Raw genomic sequence first — 14721 nt, forward strand, 5'->3', positions numbered from 1 at the left:
TAGAAAAACCGTACACGTCATGTTTGCGGTGCTCGGTATCTCTGTTATTGCCCTCTTTGCAAACTCTCTGGAATGCATTTAAAAAGGTTATTTTTCATATATAGCGACAAGGTCGTTTTGATCTACTTCATTCAGTTGAACCATAACTGTCTCTGCTTTTGATGTCGGAATGTTCTTCCCGATATAATCCGCTCGAATCGGTAGCTCCCGGTGTCCCCGGTCGACGAGAACAGCAAGCTGAATGGAAGATGGTCTTCCTACATCCACAAGGGCATCCATGGCTGCTCTGACGGTTCTGCCTGTAAACAGGACATCGTCAACGACAATCAGTGTTTTGTCATTAATGTCAGCTGGAATGTCTGCACCCTTCACAAGCGGGTCTTGGTTCTCTGTCTTTTTTGTCAGGTCATCACGGTATAGCGTAATATCAAGTTCACCCACTATGACTGGATTTCCTTCAATTTGCTCGATGCGCTCTGCAAGGCGCTTTGCAAGATGAATACCTCTAGTCTTGATCCCCGCAAGGATGACATCTTTCATCCCTTTGTTGCGCTCAATCATTTCATGTGCAATTCGGGTAAGCGCTCGTCTGATCGCTTGTTCATCAAGAATGACTGCTTTTTGTTCCATCTTTTACACCTCTTTTTGACAAATAAAAAGCCCCTTCTGCAAAGGGCAGAGAGGGGCGTTCATTTGTGCATACACGTGCACAAATTGATCCGTTATCCTTCTCAGCCTCTCTGGACTGTTTTAAAGAATCTTCATTTCTTCGTTCATTATTTCAAAAAAAGAACGGCCTGTCAATCGTTATTTCTTAATGAATCGATAAAAGCTTGCATATCAGCAGGAACTGGTGCTGTGAACTCGATATATTCGCCTGTTCTTGGATGATCAAATCCTAAAACACCTGCATGAAGCAGCTGACCATTGAAATCGACTGTCTTTCTCGGTCCATATTTCGGATCTCCTGCAAGCGGATAGCCGATATATTTCATATGAACACGAATTTGGTGTGTTCTTCCTGTTTCAAGTCGGCACTCCACCACCGTGAAATCCTGAAAGCGTTCAATCACATCAAAGTGAGTGACTGCTTGTTTTGCACTTTCTTTTGTGACCGTCATGCTTTGGCGGTCTTTTTTGTCTCTGCCAATTGGGGCATCAATTGTGCCTGTATCATGCTGAATGATGCCATGGACAACGGCCGTATATTTTCTTGTGACAGTTTTAGCCACAAGCTGATTGACTAGTGATTCATGCGCCATATCGTTTTTTGCGACCATTAACAGCCCAGATGTGTCTTTATCAATACGATGGACAATTCCAGGACGCATCACACCATTAATCCCTGATAAGTCCGTGCAATGTGCCATCAGGCCATTTACAAGCGTTCCTGACACGTGACCTGGTGCTGGATGAACGACCATTCCTCGTGGTTTATTCACCACTAGCACATCTGCATCCTCATAATAAATATCAAGATTCATTGGTTCTGCTTCTACATCTAGTACTTCTGGTTCTGGAATCTCGACTTTAATCTGATCTCCAGCTTGTACTTTGTAATTGGCTTTCACTTGTTTCCCGTTTACTTCGATCAGCCCATCCTTTACCCACTGCTGGACCTGGGTTCTTGACCATTCTGGTTCTGTCGTGCTTAGAAATTTATCAAGCCGTTCACTCGTTTGTTCTTCTGAAACGGCAATATTTACTTGATTCATGTAGTTGACTCCTTCGTTTTCTTTCCATCTAACAGCATTTGAATGAAGAGCAGAATAACTCCTACACATAGAGAAGAATCTGCAATATTAAAGATTGGGTAGTGATAATTCCCAAAGACGAAATGAGCAAAATCTACCACTTCCTGACGGAAAACGCGGTCGATAAAATTCCCAATCGCTCCGCCAAGCATTAAGGCCAGTGCAACTCCAAGCAGCTTGTCCTTTTGCCCATGCTTTTGCAAATAATAAACAATTCCCGCAATAACAACGAGTGTGATCACATAGAAAAACCACATTTGTCCTTGGAGAATTCCCCATGCGGCGCCTGAATTTCGGTGAGACGTGATATAAAAGAAACCATCAATCACTGGATAAGAATCTCCGGGCACCATATTTTTGACAATGAGCCATTTTGTTAATTGATCTAAACAAATCATCACGAATGCGATTATGTAATAGAACACACACGTTCCTCCATCTTCATACTTTGATCTTTATGCATTTTATCAAGAAAACAGGAAGGAGTAAAGAAACTTTAGTTGACAGACAAAAACCTCCCTACATATGGAAGGCTTCAAAATGAGAATCATCTGATTCATGAGGATAAGGAGTGAATGCTTTTTTCTCGTATTGCTTATGATATAAAAAGTCGTCAGCCGTGCGGGCGGTAGGAAGAATACTCATTTGTTCAAGCGGAATGACATCACCTGTCGCCTCACATATACCAAAGGTTCCTTGCTCAATTTTTGCAATAGCGAGAGACACATCTTGAAGTTCTTCTTTGATGTGATAAAGAAGCGTGGCCGTTTGGACCTCGTTCATTGAGACATGCTCAGCGGGTGAACGAAATGATGCGTATTCAAACAGTTTAGCTTGCAGCTCTTCTTTCATTTGAAGGAGTTCCGTGTAAATCGTCTCTAGATCGCCATTCATGTCGCTATTTCAACTCCTGCCCTGTCGTGATAATCATATTGTTGCCCCGGCTGTCCACTTTAAAGCCATAAGATTTTTCCTTTCGTTCTAAACGCTGTCATTTCCGCAAAAAAGAAAACACCCCGCATATGGCGGGGCGCTAGTTGGTCATATCACACTGTTAATTCTGGTAATATTTTTCCACGATTTCAGCATTTTTCAGTGACAATGTTGGATATTTCGGATTTGCACCAACATCTTTTGAAATAATACGAGAACGTTCGCATAGTTCTCCTTCTGCTTTTTGAACCAAAATTCTTCCTGAAGTGTATTCAGGTGCTGATGTGTCAGCATTTTGCTCATCTTCTACCGTTAATTCAGAGATGATAAAGAGCTGCTTCACATCTTCTTTAATGGATGCAAGAAGGTTTTTCACTTCTTCTGTCGCATAAAGGGTCACACTTGCTTCAAGAGAACGTCCGATGACTTTCTCATTACGCGCAATTTCGAGCGCTTTTAGCACATCGTCACGCACTTCCATAAAGCGGTCAAACTTCGCTTCTGTCGCTTCCGCTTGAGAAACAGCCACACCTTCTGGCATATCTGTTAACTGAACACTTGGCTCTTCAACAAAGCTTAAGTGGCTCCATAATTCATCTGCTGTATGCGGAAGAATTGGTGCAGTCAGCTTCACTAATGCCATTAATGTTTCGTAGAAGACCGTCTGCATGCTACGGCGGTCTGGATGATCCGCATGCTCAATGTACACGACATCCTTTGCAAAGTCGAGATAGAAAGAGCTTAGCTCAATTGTACAGAAATTGTGAATCGCATGATACACGACCGCAAATTCGTAATCATCATAAGCCTTTTTCACTTTATCAATCAATTTGTTTAATTTGATCAAGATATATTGATCCACTTCGCGAAGCTCTTCTACAGGTACTGCATGGACTGCTGGATCAAAGTCAAATAGGTTACCATGCAGGAAGCGGAACGTGTTACGAATTTTACGGTAGACCTCTGCTACTTGTTTTAAGATATCATCAGACACCGGGTGATCGGCTTGATAGTTGACAGAAGATACCCAAAGTCTTAGAATCTCCGCCCCAAGCTGCTTCGCTACCTTTGTTGGGTCAATTGTATTGCCTAATGATTTACTCATCTTGCGTCCTTCTTTATCAAGCGTAAAGCCGTGGCTGAGAACACCTTTATACGGTGCTTTTCCAGTGACCGCAACTGCTGTTGATAAGGAAGAGTTAAACCAGCCGCGATATTGGTCAGAGCCTTCAAGGTAAAGGTCTGCCGGACGAACAAGATCATCTCTTTCTTCTAAAACAGCTTGGTGAGAAGAACCAGAATCAAACCATACATCCATGATGTCCTGCTCTTTTGTGAATTCACCGTTTGGACTGCCTGGATGTGTAAAGCCTTCTGGCAATAGTTCTTTCGCTTCTTTTTCAAACCAAATATTCGAGCCATGTTCTCTAAATAATTGAGAGACGTGCTGAATGGTTTCATCTGTGATGATCGGCTCACCATTTTCTGCATAAAAGACCGGAATTGGGACGCCCCATACACGCTGTCTTGAAATGCACCAGTCGCCTCTGTCACGCACCATATTGAATAGGCGCGTTTCGCCCCATGCTGGAACCCATTTCGTTTCTTTAATATTGTCTAATAGTGCTTCTCTGAAGTCTTTAATCGAAGCAAACCACTGAGCGGTTGCACGATAAATCGTTGGTTTTTTCGTTCTCCAGTCATGCGGGTAGGAGTGCGTGATAAAGTCGAGCTTTTTCAGGGCGCCTTTTGCTTCAAGCTGTTCTGTGATGGCTTTATTGGCATCCTCGTAGAATAGTCCTTCAAAACCAGGTGCTTCGTCTGTCATGACACCTTTTTCATCTACTGGACATAGCACATCAAGACCGTATTTCATACTCACATTAAAGTCATCTTCCCCGTGACCTGGTGCTGTGTGAACACAGCCTGTACCTGCATCCGTTGTCACGTGGTCACCTAGCATCACAAGGGAATCTCTACCATAGATCGGATGCTCTGCAACGACGTTATCTAATTCTTTTCCTTTTAATGTTTTCACGACTTCATACTCTTCAAAGCCAAGCGTTTTTGCCACTTGTTCAACAAGCTCAGATGCGACAACATATCGCTCAGCACCTACTTGAAGAACACTGTACTCTAGGTTTGGATGAACACAAATCCCAAGGTTTGCAGGAAGTGTCCAAGGTGTTGTTGTCCAGATGATGAATTGTTCGCCGTTTTCAAGTACGCCTTTTCCATCTTTCACTTTAAATGAAACGTAAATGGATGGTGAACGTTTGTCTTTATATTCAATTTCCGCTTCAGCAAGAGCTGACTCACTTGAAGGAGACCAGTTAACAGGCTTTAGTCCTTTGTAAATATAGCCTCTCTTCGCCATTTCTCCGAAGACAAGAATTTGCTGCGCTTCGTACTCAGGCTTTAACGTGACATATGGATTGTCCCAGTCTGCTCTGACGCCTAATCGCTTAAATTGATTGCGCTGACCCTCGATTTGCTTCCATGCATACTCCTCGCATAGTTTGCGGAATTCAGCTGTCGACATTTCTTTACGTTTGACTTTTTTATTTTTAGTGAGTGCTGTTTCAATTGGTAAACCGTGTGTATCCCAGCCCGGTACGTACGGTGCGTGGAACCCATTCATTGATTTAAAACGGACAATAAAATCTTTTAGGATTTTATTGAGTGCGTGCCCCATATGAATGTCACCATTCGCATATGGAGGTCCATCATGCAAAATAAAGGTCGGGCGTCCTTTTGTCCGCTCTAAAACCATTTGATAGATGTCTTTTTCTGCCCACTCCTCTTGGATTTCAGGCTCTTTGTTCGGCAAGTTCCCTCTCATTGGGAATTCTGTTTTCGGCATTAATAAGGTGTCTTTGTAGTTCATACCCATTCCTCCATATGCAAATTCTGATTAAAAAACAATAAAAAAAGCCCTCTCATCCCATAAGGGACGAGAAGGCTTGTCTCGCGGTACCACCCTTTTAGACAAGCGCTATTTAAACAGCCGCTTATCCACTCTAAAATCGTAACGTGATCAGACGCCTTTTCTTACTGGTCATTTCAGAAAAGGAACTAAAGGGGTGATCTCATTGCAGCGTCTCGTAATGTCAGGCTTCCACCATCCCTGATTCGCTTTATTACGCATATGACAACTGCGAGTGTCCCTTTCAAACGTTTATCTCTTGTTAATTTATGATGGTATTATATGCAACTTGTACACGTCATGTCAAGATGATGCGCTTATTCTTTTTCGTCAAAGACAGCGTCAACTTCATATTCCAGTAAATGATCCCAATCGTCATTTTTTAGAAGATCAAGCTGAGCTTCGATGAGCATTTGGAAGCGAGTTCTAAAGACCTTCGACTGCTTCTTCAGCTCTTCGATTTCCATCGCAATCTTTCTTGATTTAGATAGCGCTTCGTTAATAATACGATCGGCATTTTTCTCCGCTTCACGAATAATCAATTTCGCTTCTTTATCAGAATGACGTTTGACGTCTTCTGCTGCTTCCTGCGCCACAAGAATTGATTTGTTTAATGTCTCTTCAATTGTTGCAAAATGACCTAATCTTTCGTCAAGCTCGTTTACTTTTTCTTCGAGTTCGTTCTTTTTGCGAAGCACGATTTCGTAATCTTTACGTACTTGGCTTAAAAACTCGTTTACTTCATCTTCGTCATAGCCGCGAAAGCTTTTTGTGAACGTTTTATTATGAATATCATTAGGTGTTAATGGCAACCTCGCCACCTCCAGATTCAAGTTCGTTATGTCAGAAGCTCAAATGTTACTTTAAATTTATCTTTTTTGGTCTTCCCATCAATCGTTTTGAGGCTAAAGCGGCCAAATCCCCTAACAGAGAGCTGATCGCCTTCGCCGATTGTAAAGGAAGGGTCCTCAGTGACTTTCCAGTTAACTTTGACAAGCCCATTTTTGACCAAAAGCTGTGCTTTTTGCCGAGACTGACGGCTGATTGCAGCACATACCGCATCAAGCCGCAGTGAAGAAATCGTATCTTCTTTGATGTCAGTCTTGCTCTTAACCGGCTTTAAATCTGCCTGCGTGATTTCCTCTAATGAAACGGAGGCTCTGCCGACATGCGTCAGCTGCGCCTGAACAAAATCAGCGACATCACTCGTACAAATAAACTGCACATCTTCCTCAGAAAATAACAGATCTCCAAATTTTTGACGCTTCAAGCCTGTCCCAATCAGTGAACCAAGGAGCTTCGGGTGTTCTAACGAAATAAACTTTTTCGCATAGTTCACCTGAAAATAAGAGAGCTCAGCATCCTGAGTAGCCGGTTCTAGATATTCAGGATAAATGAGCGCTCTTTTGCGCTCCGCTCCTTCATACCCGCCAAAAAACATGATCCCAAGCTCATCAGCATGCTGGATGACGGACTCGGTAATAAGCTGCTCACGCGGATCAAGAAAGTCTGTTAATTTCATTCGATACTGGTCGAGTGCGATTTTTTTCCAGCCTAACACTTGGTCGACAAATGGCTGTTCGTCTTTTCTAAAATGTTGATAAATATCGCTCATTTTGTTCCCCTCTTATGTAAAAGAGCCTGGCAGCGCCAAGCCCGGCAGCCTGTCTACATGAAGCGTGCAATCATATTGTAAAGACCAGTTAGTCCATATGTTGATGCAAAACGAATCACAAGCAATGCCACAATTGGCGAGATGTCAATCATGCCAATTGGCGGAATAATTTTACGAAATGGTTCTAAATATGGTTCGCAAATATTTGTCAGAAAACGCCCAATTGATGTTTCTCTTGCTGATGGCACCCATGACATAAAGATGTAAATAATAATCGCGAATGAGTAAATCGTTAATACCGTTCCTAAAAAATTAAAAATCAAATTTAGAATCACTATGATTTACCACCTCTGAGGTTCTTCCTCTGTCAAAAGTTCTGATATTGTGCCAGATACATCTACATTATCAGGTGTACAGAGGAATATATTCGAGCCAATACGCTGGATATCTCCACCGATTGCATATACAGTGCCGCTTAAGAAGTCGATGATTCGCTTTGCTTGATCGTGCTGAATGCGCTGCAAATTGACGACGACTGCACGTCTGTTTTTAATATGGTCTGCAATCTCCTGCGCTTCTGCATAAACACGCGGCTCACTTAACACCACTTTAGAGGATTTCTGCACGCTTTGCAAGCTGACGACATTTTGTTTTCCTGTCTGCGGACGCTCTTGAAATGCCGCTTTGTCCTTTGTTCCTTTTTCTTCTTGGACTGGTTCTCTTTCTTCATCAATATATTCGTACTCATACTCTTCATCGTCGAGAGTGAAAAAGCTTTTAAACTTATTTTTTATGCTCATGTCACGCACCTCCTGTTTCATTTCCAACAAGTGAAGAGCCAATCCGAACGAATGTCGCACCTTCTTCAATTGCGATTTCAAAATCATTTGACATGCCCATTGATAAATGCTGACAAGGTGCATTTACTTGGTTAAGATGTTTTACTTCTTCTTGAAGGTTTTTTAATGTTTTAAAGCAGTTTCGTATCACAGTGCGATCATCTGTAAATGGAGCCATCGTCATCAGTCCAGCAATTTCAATGTGTTTGAAATCAGCGAGCTGCTTGACAAATGGGATCACGTCTTCACTTTGTAAGCCATGTTTTGACTCCTCCAGCGATGTGTTCACCTGTACAAAACAGCGAACCGTGTGATCCGCTCTTTTTTCAATTTCATTCGCAAGAGAGATCCTGTCGAGCGAATGTAAGTAGTCAATGCTCTGAATGACAGATTTTACTTTTCGTGTTTGTAAACTGCCGATGAAGTGCCAGCTAATGCTTTCATCGGTTATAGCCGCTTGTTTTTCAAGTAACCCTTGGTCACGATTTTCACCAAAATGCAAAATTCCTGCTTCCTTGGCTTCTTGTGCTCGTTCAATTGAGACATATTTTGTGACAGCGACGACTGATATATCGTCTGGGTTCCGGCCGGCTCTTTTACATGCTTCGTTTATTTGTTCATTTATTTGTCTGAGATTCTCTCGTACATTCAATTGCTCTTATGCCTCCTTAAACCCGACAAAAGACATCATACGTCCTGTTTTTCCTTGATCACGCCGGTGTGAGAAGAATAGCTGATCATTGCAGCTTGTGCACATCGAACTGACATGTATGTTTTCTTCTTTCATCCCTGCATGTAGCAATACGTTTTTGTTTAATGTTTTTAAGTCTAATTTATATTGTCCTTGTGATATCTCGGAATACACATCCTCTGTAGAAAAGGGAAGCTGTTTCACTTGATTCAAGACCACATCATCAACTATGTAGCAACAGCTGCCAATGGATGGTCCAATGACGACTTGTATTTGATCGGTCTTAGCACCTTCTTGGTTGACCCATAGATCTACCATTTTTGCACCAATTTGTTTGACGGTTCCTTTCCATCCGGCATGGGCTGTTCCGATGAGGCCATGTTGCGGAGCTAGAAAATAAAGCGGAACACAATCGGCGAAACAAAGAGCGAGCATGATGTTCGGTTCAGACGTATATAAGCCGTCTGTTCCAGGCAGTGCCTCATGATAATGAAGACTTCCTCTTCCTCTTTGCTCCTTGGTGACTTTCTTGATGCGGTCCTCGTGTGTTTGGTCTGCAAACACCCAATCAGAGAGCGGCACAGCAGTAGCATCTGCTATGACTTGACGATTCATTTGGACACTAGAAGCATCATCTCCTACATGGAGTCCAGTGTTCAATGATTGATATGGAGAAAGGCTGAAGCCGCCATTTTTTGTCGTAAATCCGGCTAATACCTCTTTACCAGAACATGTCATGTTCGTCCAATCATGAATCATCATTGCATAAGGTGATTTCTGCTGAAAGGGGTCATAATTGTGTGTCAAAGCTGCCTCCCACCTTTCATTCATCTCTCTTTATATCGCTCCTATTTTACCACAAGACATGCGTAGACAGTTAGTGGGATTCATTAAATATTACACTCAAATGTGCCCTTTCTACAGGTTTTTTTGCAAATTGATATGAAAACGTAATCTTTTTACCCGAAAAAGACATTGTTTGCTGAGAATGGAGAGCTTATGTTAAGGATCATTAAATGATTCATTGAGGAGTTATACGAATTTTAAGAAGACAATCGGACAAGTATCACATCTTCGCCAATTTTTACTATATTTCGCCACGGGACAATCATTTCCTCTTCTTTTCCGAAAAATCCCATCATTTTACCTGTACCGCCGATAATGATTGCTTGTATTTTACCACTCGTAACATTGATATCAATGTCCCCAATGGTGCCTAGTTTTTTTCCGCTGGACACATCGACAACATCCTTGATTTGGAATTCAGAAATACTGATCATCTGTCCTTCCCCGCCTTTCGTTTTCTACTATAATATGTATGATGGAAAAGCAGGGACGCAGACCAATAGTTTCTTTTATCTACAATTTACTTAAATGAGGACGGCCATTTCTCCACATCACATCTACCGGACATTCAAAGAAGGAAGAAAGCAAGTCGCTTGTCATCATCTCTTTTGTTTTCCCTTGATCAAAAACAGTCCCATCTTTTAATAATAAGGTGTGCTGAAAAACAGGCAAAATCTCTTCTGCATGATGGGTCGTGTAAAGCAAAGTAGGCGCATCAGGCTTTGAAGCAATGAATGAGATGGTCTCCAGCACCTGTTCTCTTGCTAAAAAATCAAGACCTGTCACAGGCTCATCTAAAATCAGGAGCTTGGGATCATTCATTAAAGCCCTCGCAATCAGGACTTTCTGCTTTTCTCCTTGCGAGAGTGTTTCATATGTCCGGTTTGCATATTTGAACGAACCAAATGCTTTTAATAGATCAATGGCTTTCTCCCTTATCTCATCTGTCGGGGTTTCATAAAGCCCGATAGAGGCAAATGCCCCGCTGAGAACAATTTCAAATGCATTGTCGTCTCTGTGCAGTTTCTTTTCAAGTCCCGCAGAAATGAGGCCAATTTTCTTCCTGAGCTTTTCGCCAAGAGCCTCCTTGCCAAAGATATGTCCCAGCACGGTCATCTCACCTGATGTAGGGAAATAATATGAGCAGAGCATATTTAATAAAGCGGTTTTCCCCGCACCATTTAAACCGTAAAGCACCCAGTGCTCCTCTTTGTTCACATGCCAGTCAACAGACTGAAGCAGCCATTTTCCATTTCGTTTTAATGAAACATTCTTCAATTCAATTGACACCATCATTTCCCCCTGAGTAAAAATTCTGAATAAACAAATAATGAATGTTTACAGCATATCGCAATTGCTCTTTCTGGTAAACCTCACATAAAAAAAGCTGCTCCTTTTACGGAACAGCTTTTCTTCATAGCTACGAAATTTCAATTCGTACGCCTTCTTTTATATCAGGAAACGTGTGCGGGGATGCAAAGACAGCTCCCGGTAATACATCATCAAACGGCTCTTGGAAGTAGATCGAAATATGGCCGAGTTCTTTAAAGTTGTCATTTGCTTTATTGCCGAGGGCTGTGATCGTGTACGTTTGATCGCCCACTTGAATGGTACCGCCCAGTTTCAACGGCTCTTCTTCTAAATGTTCGAACTCATGAATGACGGACATATCTCTTAATTCCTGCGGCGCTGCGGGTCCAAATAAAACAATCAGCTTATCTTCTTTAAATTGCGGGACTAAGATCCCGATTTCTTTTACGACAGATTGTGTGACCATGTATATCGATTCCTCCTTTAATACGTTTAATACATACCGAAGCTGGCAGCGTATGCGATCACAACAGATAGAACCCCTGTAATGAGACGGCTATACAAAACAGCTGGTACTCCATATTGTACCGTTTCCGGCTTCGCTTCACCAAGTGACAGACCCACTGGAATGAAATCACACCCTACTTGACCGTTGATGGCAAATAGTGCAGGAAGTGCAAATTGAGGCGGGATATTTCCTAGTGCAATTTGACTACCAATGAGAACACCGATTACTTGTGCAATGACTGCACCAGGTCCTAAGACAGGTGATAGGAATGGCAATGTACAGACCACAACGAGCAGTAAGAGTCCCCATATAGATCCTGCCAATGGTGATAGAAAATGGGCAATCAAGTCACCAATTTTTGTATAATTGATAATTCCAATTAACATACTGACAAATGCCATGAATGGAATAATGTTTTTCAAAAGCATATCAACGGAATCACGGCCAGCCTGGTAGAACGTACCGGTAACTTTCCCAATTCCTCTTGAGAACCTCATCAGGAAATTACCTTTTTCCTGACGCTCGAGATTTTCCTCTTTCAGTTTTGAATAGGTTTCTTTGAAATTCTCCTTGTCAATCGGCTCACTGTTTTCCTGACCTTCTACTTTTTCCTCACCACTTGATGTATCCGCAAAGGAAATATCTTTTTCTGTGACGCCTGATACGAAGATATCCTCTGTAATATGTTTTGCAAGCGGTCCAGAAGGAGAGGATGCCAAAACGTCTACAGTTGGAATGCGCTTCATTGGATAAAGTCCGATTCGTGCGGTTCCTCCGCAGTCAATGACAACACACATCATTTCATCTTCTGGTATCGAGTTTTTAAAGCCGTCACATGCTTCTGTCCCTGTCATTTCTGCAATTTTACGTGCAACTGGGTGAATGCCTCCCCCTGTAATGGAAACAACCTTTCTTTTTTTACCGGTTGGTTCAAGCTCCAAGCCTTCTCCCCATCCGCCAGCACCTTTTGCAACAAATACTTTGTGGTTTGTCATGTCTAACCCTCCCCTATTGTGAATTCGCTTTCATTTTTCCTGCTAAGTACTTTGTAATCCATTCAGTAATAATACCGCGAAGTAAAATGACGACGATCCCGACTAAGAAGTACCGTACAGCAAGCTCTGACATTGAGTATCCTGCTTCTTTAATACCGTTCGCAATCCCTAAGTAGACAAACAGTTCTCCTGCGTTGGCATACGGAAACAGTGATGTCACCGGATGAACAAATGAAACAGCTGAATCATAGAATGCTGGTTTTTGTTTTTCGGGTAAGAAGCGGCCAAACGTATAAGCCATCGGGTTTGTCAAAATAAGAACGGATAAGATCGGCATTAACGTGTAGCGCAAAATGGTATATTTCGCAGCAAACTGAATCGCTCTATTCACTCGCTCTTCTCCAATAAACTTCATGACAGCATAAGTGAAAGTAAGTAACACAACAAGCGTTGGAACGATACCTGTAACAAGACCCATGAATTGCTTTCCGCCGGCTTCAAACATTCCGATAAAGTGCTCTCCAAACCATTGAATCCATTCCATGTTTCATCTCCCCTTTCTTTAGTTCACATTTGTTATATTTTTTTTCGAAATCGAGACAAGTGCCTGTTCAGCCGCCATGGAAAGTGCGTGCATGACAGCTGGCCCCTTTTTGCGTTTTTTCAACGTCTGCTTCATCATATGGTGCTCGTCTAACACAGCCCCTACATGCTTTCCTTCATATGAAGGGACTTCTTTAAACTTAGATAAGATCGACACACCGCCAAGCACATGGCATTTTTGAATGATATACGATTCATCTACAATGATGAGCGCAATGGCTCCAGGGCCAACTTTGCGCCGCTCCATTCCTGAAAATAAGTGATAGCCCTGCTTCCCTCTGTAATCATCAATAAGTGAATCCATGCTCTTGCGGTAGTACTTGATTTGAATAAAAGATAACCCGTACTGCACAATGAGAATGATACAAAGTACGATCGCTAATTTTTCCACAGCTTCACGTCCTTATGATTGAAATAAATGATCTTGTAATGATCGCAGCTTCCAGACCGTTGTGTTTGAATCAAGCTCTACATCATCATGAGTCAGGAATTGTCCTAATTTGATGTCTTTTTTCGCTACGACTTTTCCGCTAATTAAACCAATTGGAATGTGGCCGTTCGTTTTCATGTCTTGATGTGTTTCAAGAACCCCTCTTACAGAGTATCCGCCAATCCCGTCAAGTGATTCTCCAGCTTTAATATCTCTTTTTGCCACAGCGACTGTTTCTGATACTGGTACACCAATTGGGTGAATGGATGAATCATGCTGTAAGACCGCTTTTGCGATGGTAACAGGTGTTTCAAGACTCGCTAAGTGGAAAGGACGGTAAAGTGTGTAGTGTGGGCCTTTTCCAACTTTTAAGTAGCGCAGCTCTTCATCTACAGGCTCAAGGTCACTCTTCACGATGACAAATACACCTGGTGCAAGTCCATTTACATATTCAACGACTCCGAAGTTATCAAGCACGCCGCCTTGCTGTTTTTGATTCAATTTATCTGCTACATTTTCTAAATTCGCTTCGACTCCGTGCATACCGACTTTATCTGGCAGAAGCCCTGTCGCGTTACTTAATAAGTTCATTTCCGCCATTGTTTTTGTTCCGTCCTGGAATGCAGCCAGCATATGTGAACTCATATGTTTACTATCTGCTTCTGCTTGACACGTATCTGGATTTGCTTCTGGGAAGAATGGGTTGTTCTTTCCTTTCCCAGCAACGAGTACCTCAAGACCCATTGTTTTCGCAAATTCATATAATTCTAGTGTTGCTGCTGGTTCGTCTCCAGCTGATCCTGAGTAAACAAGTCCTGCATTTGTGAATAACTTATGCATGACCAACCCGATGGTAATATCAACTTCTACATTTAAAAGAACGAGATGTTTTTTTGAATTAAGCGCTTCCAAAGAAATGTTTGCTCCGACCTCTGGGACACCTGTTGCATCTACGACAACTTCTACGGAATCTGATTGAATCACTTCTCTGTAATCATTTGTGACAACCATTTGATGCGGCTTTGCATGCTGCTTGTAAAAATTCGCTGCCTTCTCTGCTGCACTAAGGTGAATATCACAAACACCAGCAACAATCATGCCTGGAATTTTAGAAATTTGTGAAATGAGTCCAAAGCCCATTTGGCCTGCTCCAATAATCCCTACTTTGATTGGATCTCCACTGCGTTCTCGAGCTAACAATTGTTGATAGATTGACATCTAAATCATCCTTTCAGGTTTTCTTGCTTCTCAATAGATTGCTAGAAATATA

18 protein-coding genes and 1 other annotated feature are annotated in these 14721 nt (G+C 42.1%); all 18 genes read right to left on the reverse strand.

Annotated features, from left to right (window positions below):
- Window positions 1-87: 87 nt before the first annotated feature.
- The 18 genes from pyrR to MHH40_RS03080 all read right to left on the reverse strand — a co-directional run bounded on the left by pyrR (window position 88) and on the right by MHH40_RS03080 (window position 14669).
- Window positions 88-630 carry a bifunctional pyr operon transcriptional regulator/uracil phosphoribosyltransferase PyrR gene (pyrR, locus tag MHH40_RS02995; protein WP_003211705.1) on the reverse strand — a complete coding sequence of 181 codons (543 nt, stop codon included), beginning with the start codon at window positions 628-630 and terminating at the stop codon, window positions 88-90.
- A gap of 170 nt (window positions 631-800) precedes the next feature.
- Window positions 801-1715 carry an RluA family pseudouridine synthase gene (locus tag MHH40_RS03000; protein WP_253622633.1) on the reverse strand — a complete coding sequence of 305 codons (915 nt, stop codon included), beginning with the start codon at window positions 1713-1715 and terminating at the stop codon, window positions 801-803.
- Window positions 1712-2179, reverse strand: a complete 468-nt coding sequence (gene lspA, locus MHH40_RS03005; RefSeq protein WP_340900629.1) for a signal peptidase II — start codon at window positions 2177-2179, stop codon at window positions 1712-1714. Before lspA ends, MHH40_RS03000 begins: the two co-directional genes overlap by 4 nt.
- Before the next feature lie 94 nt (window positions 2180-2273).
- A complete protein-coding gene (locus MHH40_RS03010; protein ID WP_050945086.1) occupies window positions 2274-2648 on the reverse strand; it encodes a TraR/DksA family transcriptional regulator in 375 nt (124 codons plus the stop codon).
- 160 nt (window positions 2649-2808) lie between these two features.
- Entirely contained in the window at window positions 2809-5574 is a 2766-nt protein-coding gene (gene ileS / locus MHH40_RS03015) for an isoleucine--tRNA ligase (RefSeq protein WP_284906424.1), read from the reverse strand.
- 59 nt (window positions 5575-5633) lie between these two features.
- Window positions 5634-5871, reverse strand: a binding site (T-box leader).
- Between the two features lie 59 nt (window positions 5872-5930).
- Window positions 5931-6425: a DivIVA domain-containing protein gene (locus MHH40_RS03020; RefSeq protein ID WP_003211323.1), complete on the reverse strand. Its 495-nt coding sequence runs from the start codon at window positions 6423-6425 to the stop codon at window positions 5931-5933.
- 26 nt (window positions 6426-6451) lie between these two features.
- On the reverse strand, window positions 6452-7228 hold the full coding sequence (locus MHH40_RS03025) for a YlmH family RNA-binding protein (RefSeq protein ID WP_050945088.1): 777 nt from the start codon (window positions 7226-7228) through the stop codon (window positions 6452-6454).
- 53 nt (window positions 7229-7281) lie between these two features.
- The gene (locus MHH40_RS03030; RefSeq protein WP_050945089.1) at window positions 7282-7563 is read right to left on the reverse strand and encodes a YggT family protein; all 282 of its coding nucleotides are present in this window, start codon (window positions 7561-7563) and stop codon (window positions 7282-7284) included.
- A gap of 6 nt (window positions 7564-7569) precedes the next feature.
- Window positions 7570-8028, reverse strand: coding sequence for a cell division protein SepF (sepF, locus tag MHH40_RS03035; RefSeq protein ID WP_003212271.1), 459 nt, complete (start codon window positions 8026-8028; stop codon window positions 7570-7572).
- A gap of 1 nt (window position 8029) precedes the next feature.
- On the reverse strand, window positions 8030-8719 hold the full coding sequence (locus MHH40_RS03040; RefSeq protein WP_137054661.1) for a YggS family pyridoxal phosphate-dependent enzyme: 690 nt from the start codon (window positions 8717-8719) through the stop codon (window positions 8030-8032).
- 6 nt (window positions 8720-8725) lie between these two features.
- The gene (gene pgeF / locus MHH40_RS03045) at window positions 8726-9589 is read right to left on the reverse strand and encodes a peptidoglycan editing factor PgeF (RefSeq protein WP_050945091.1); all 864 of its coding nucleotides are present in this window, start codon (window positions 9587-9589) and stop codon (window positions 8726-8728) included.
- A gap of 212 nt (window positions 9590-9801) precedes the next feature.
- A complete protein-coding gene (locus MHH40_RS03050; RefSeq protein WP_008344958.1) occupies window positions 9802-10038 on the reverse strand; it encodes a YlmC/YmxH family sporulation protein in 237 nt (78 codons plus the stop codon).
- A 79-nt stretch (window positions 10039-10117) separates the two neighbouring features.
- Window positions 10118-10894 (reverse strand): ABC transporter ATP-binding protein, encoded by a 777-nt coding sequence (locus MHH40_RS03055; RefSeq protein ID WP_050945464.1) that lies wholly within the window; start codon window positions 10892-10894, stop codon window positions 10118-10120.
- A 130-nt stretch (window positions 10895-11024) separates the two neighbouring features.
- A complete protein-coding gene (locus MHH40_RS03060) occupies window positions 11025-11381 on the reverse strand; it encodes a PTS glucitol/sorbitol transporter subunit IIA (RefSeq protein ID WP_007499733.1) in 357 nt (118 codons plus the stop codon).
- Between the two features lie 26 nt (window positions 11382-11407).
- The gene (gene srlE, locus MHH40_RS03065) at window positions 11408-12418 is read right to left on the reverse strand and encodes a PTS glucitol/sorbitol transporter subunit IIB (RefSeq protein WP_340900630.1); all 1011 of its coding nucleotides are present in this window, start codon (window positions 12416-12418) and stop codon (window positions 11408-11410) included.
- 13 nt (window positions 12419-12431) lie between these two features.
- Window positions 12432-12962: a PTS glucitol/sorbitol transporter subunit IIC gene (gene srlA, locus MHH40_RS03070; RefSeq protein WP_003210918.1), complete on the reverse strand. Its 531-nt coding sequence runs from the start codon at window positions 12960-12962 to the stop codon at window positions 12432-12434.
- A gap of 18 nt (window positions 12963-12980) precedes the next feature.
- On the reverse strand, window positions 12981-13412 hold the full coding sequence (locus MHH40_RS03075) for a transcriptional regulator GutM (RefSeq protein ID WP_003212289.1): 432 nt from the start codon (window positions 13410-13412) through the stop codon (window positions 12981-12983).
- 12 nt (window positions 13413-13424) lie between these two features.
- The gene (locus tag MHH40_RS03080) at window positions 13425-14669 is read right to left on the reverse strand and encodes an NAD(P)H-dependent oxidoreductase (RefSeq protein WP_003212501.1); all 1245 of its coding nucleotides are present in this window, start codon (window positions 14667-14669) and stop codon (window positions 13425-13427) included.
- Window positions 14670-14721 lie beyond the last annotated feature (52 nt).

This window comes from Bacillus sp. FSL K6-2431 (assembly GCF_038005165.1).
GTDB lineage: Bacteria > Bacillota > Bacilli > Bacillales > Bacillaceae > Bacillus > Bacillus pumilus.

What these genes read in the sequence shown, in the direction of transcription:
- pgeF (WP_050945091.1), bottom strand. Translation starts at nt 9,589, where the DNA reads ATGAATGAAAGGTGGGAGGCAGCTTTGACACACAATTATGACCCCTTT.
- srlA (WP_003210918.1), bottom strand. Translation starts at nt 12,962, where the DNA reads ATGGAATGGATTCAATGGTTTGGAGAGCACTTTATCGGAATGTTTGAA.
- MHH40_RS03010 (WP_050945086.1), bottom strand. Translation starts at nt 2,648, where the DNA reads ATGAATGGCGATCTAGAGACGATTTACACGGAACTCCTTCAAATGAAA.
- MHH40_RS03060 (WP_007499733.1), bottom strand. Translation starts at nt 11,381, where the DNA reads ATGGTCACACAATCTGTCGTAAAAGAAATCGGGATCTTAGTCCCGCAA.
- MHH40_RS03080 (WP_003212501.1), bottom strand. Translation starts at nt 14,669, where the DNA reads ATGTCAATCTATCAACAATTGTTAGCTCGAGAACGCAGTGGAGATCCA.
- ileS (WP_284906424.1), bottom strand. Translation starts at nt 5,574, where the DNA reads ATGAACTACAAAGACACCTTATTAATGCCGAAAACAGAATTCCCAATG.
- MHH40_RS03050 (WP_008344958.1), bottom strand. Translation starts at nt 10,038, where the DNA reads ATGATCAGTATTTCTGAATTCCAAATCAAGGATGTTGTCGATGTGTCC.
- pyrR (WP_003211705.1), bottom strand. Translation starts at nt 630, where the DNA reads ATGGAACAAAAAGCAGTCATTCTTGATGAACAAGCGATCAGACGAGCG.
- MHH40_RS03025 (WP_050945088.1), bottom strand. Translation starts at nt 7,228, where the DNA reads ATGAGCGATATTTATCAACATTTTAGAAAAGACGAACAGCCATTTGTC.
- sepF (WP_003212271.1), bottom strand. Translation starts at nt 8,028, where the DNA reads ATGAGCATAAAAAATAAGTTTAAAAGCTTTTTCACTCTCGACGATGAA.
- srlE (WP_340900630.1), bottom strand. Translation starts at nt 12,418, where the DNA reads ATGACAAACCACAAAGTATTTGTTGCAAAAGGTGCTGGCGGATGGGGA.
- MHH40_RS03000 (WP_253622633.1), bottom strand. Translation starts at nt 1,715, where the DNA reads ATGAATCAAGTAAATATTGCCGTTTCAGAAGAACAAACGAGTGAACGG.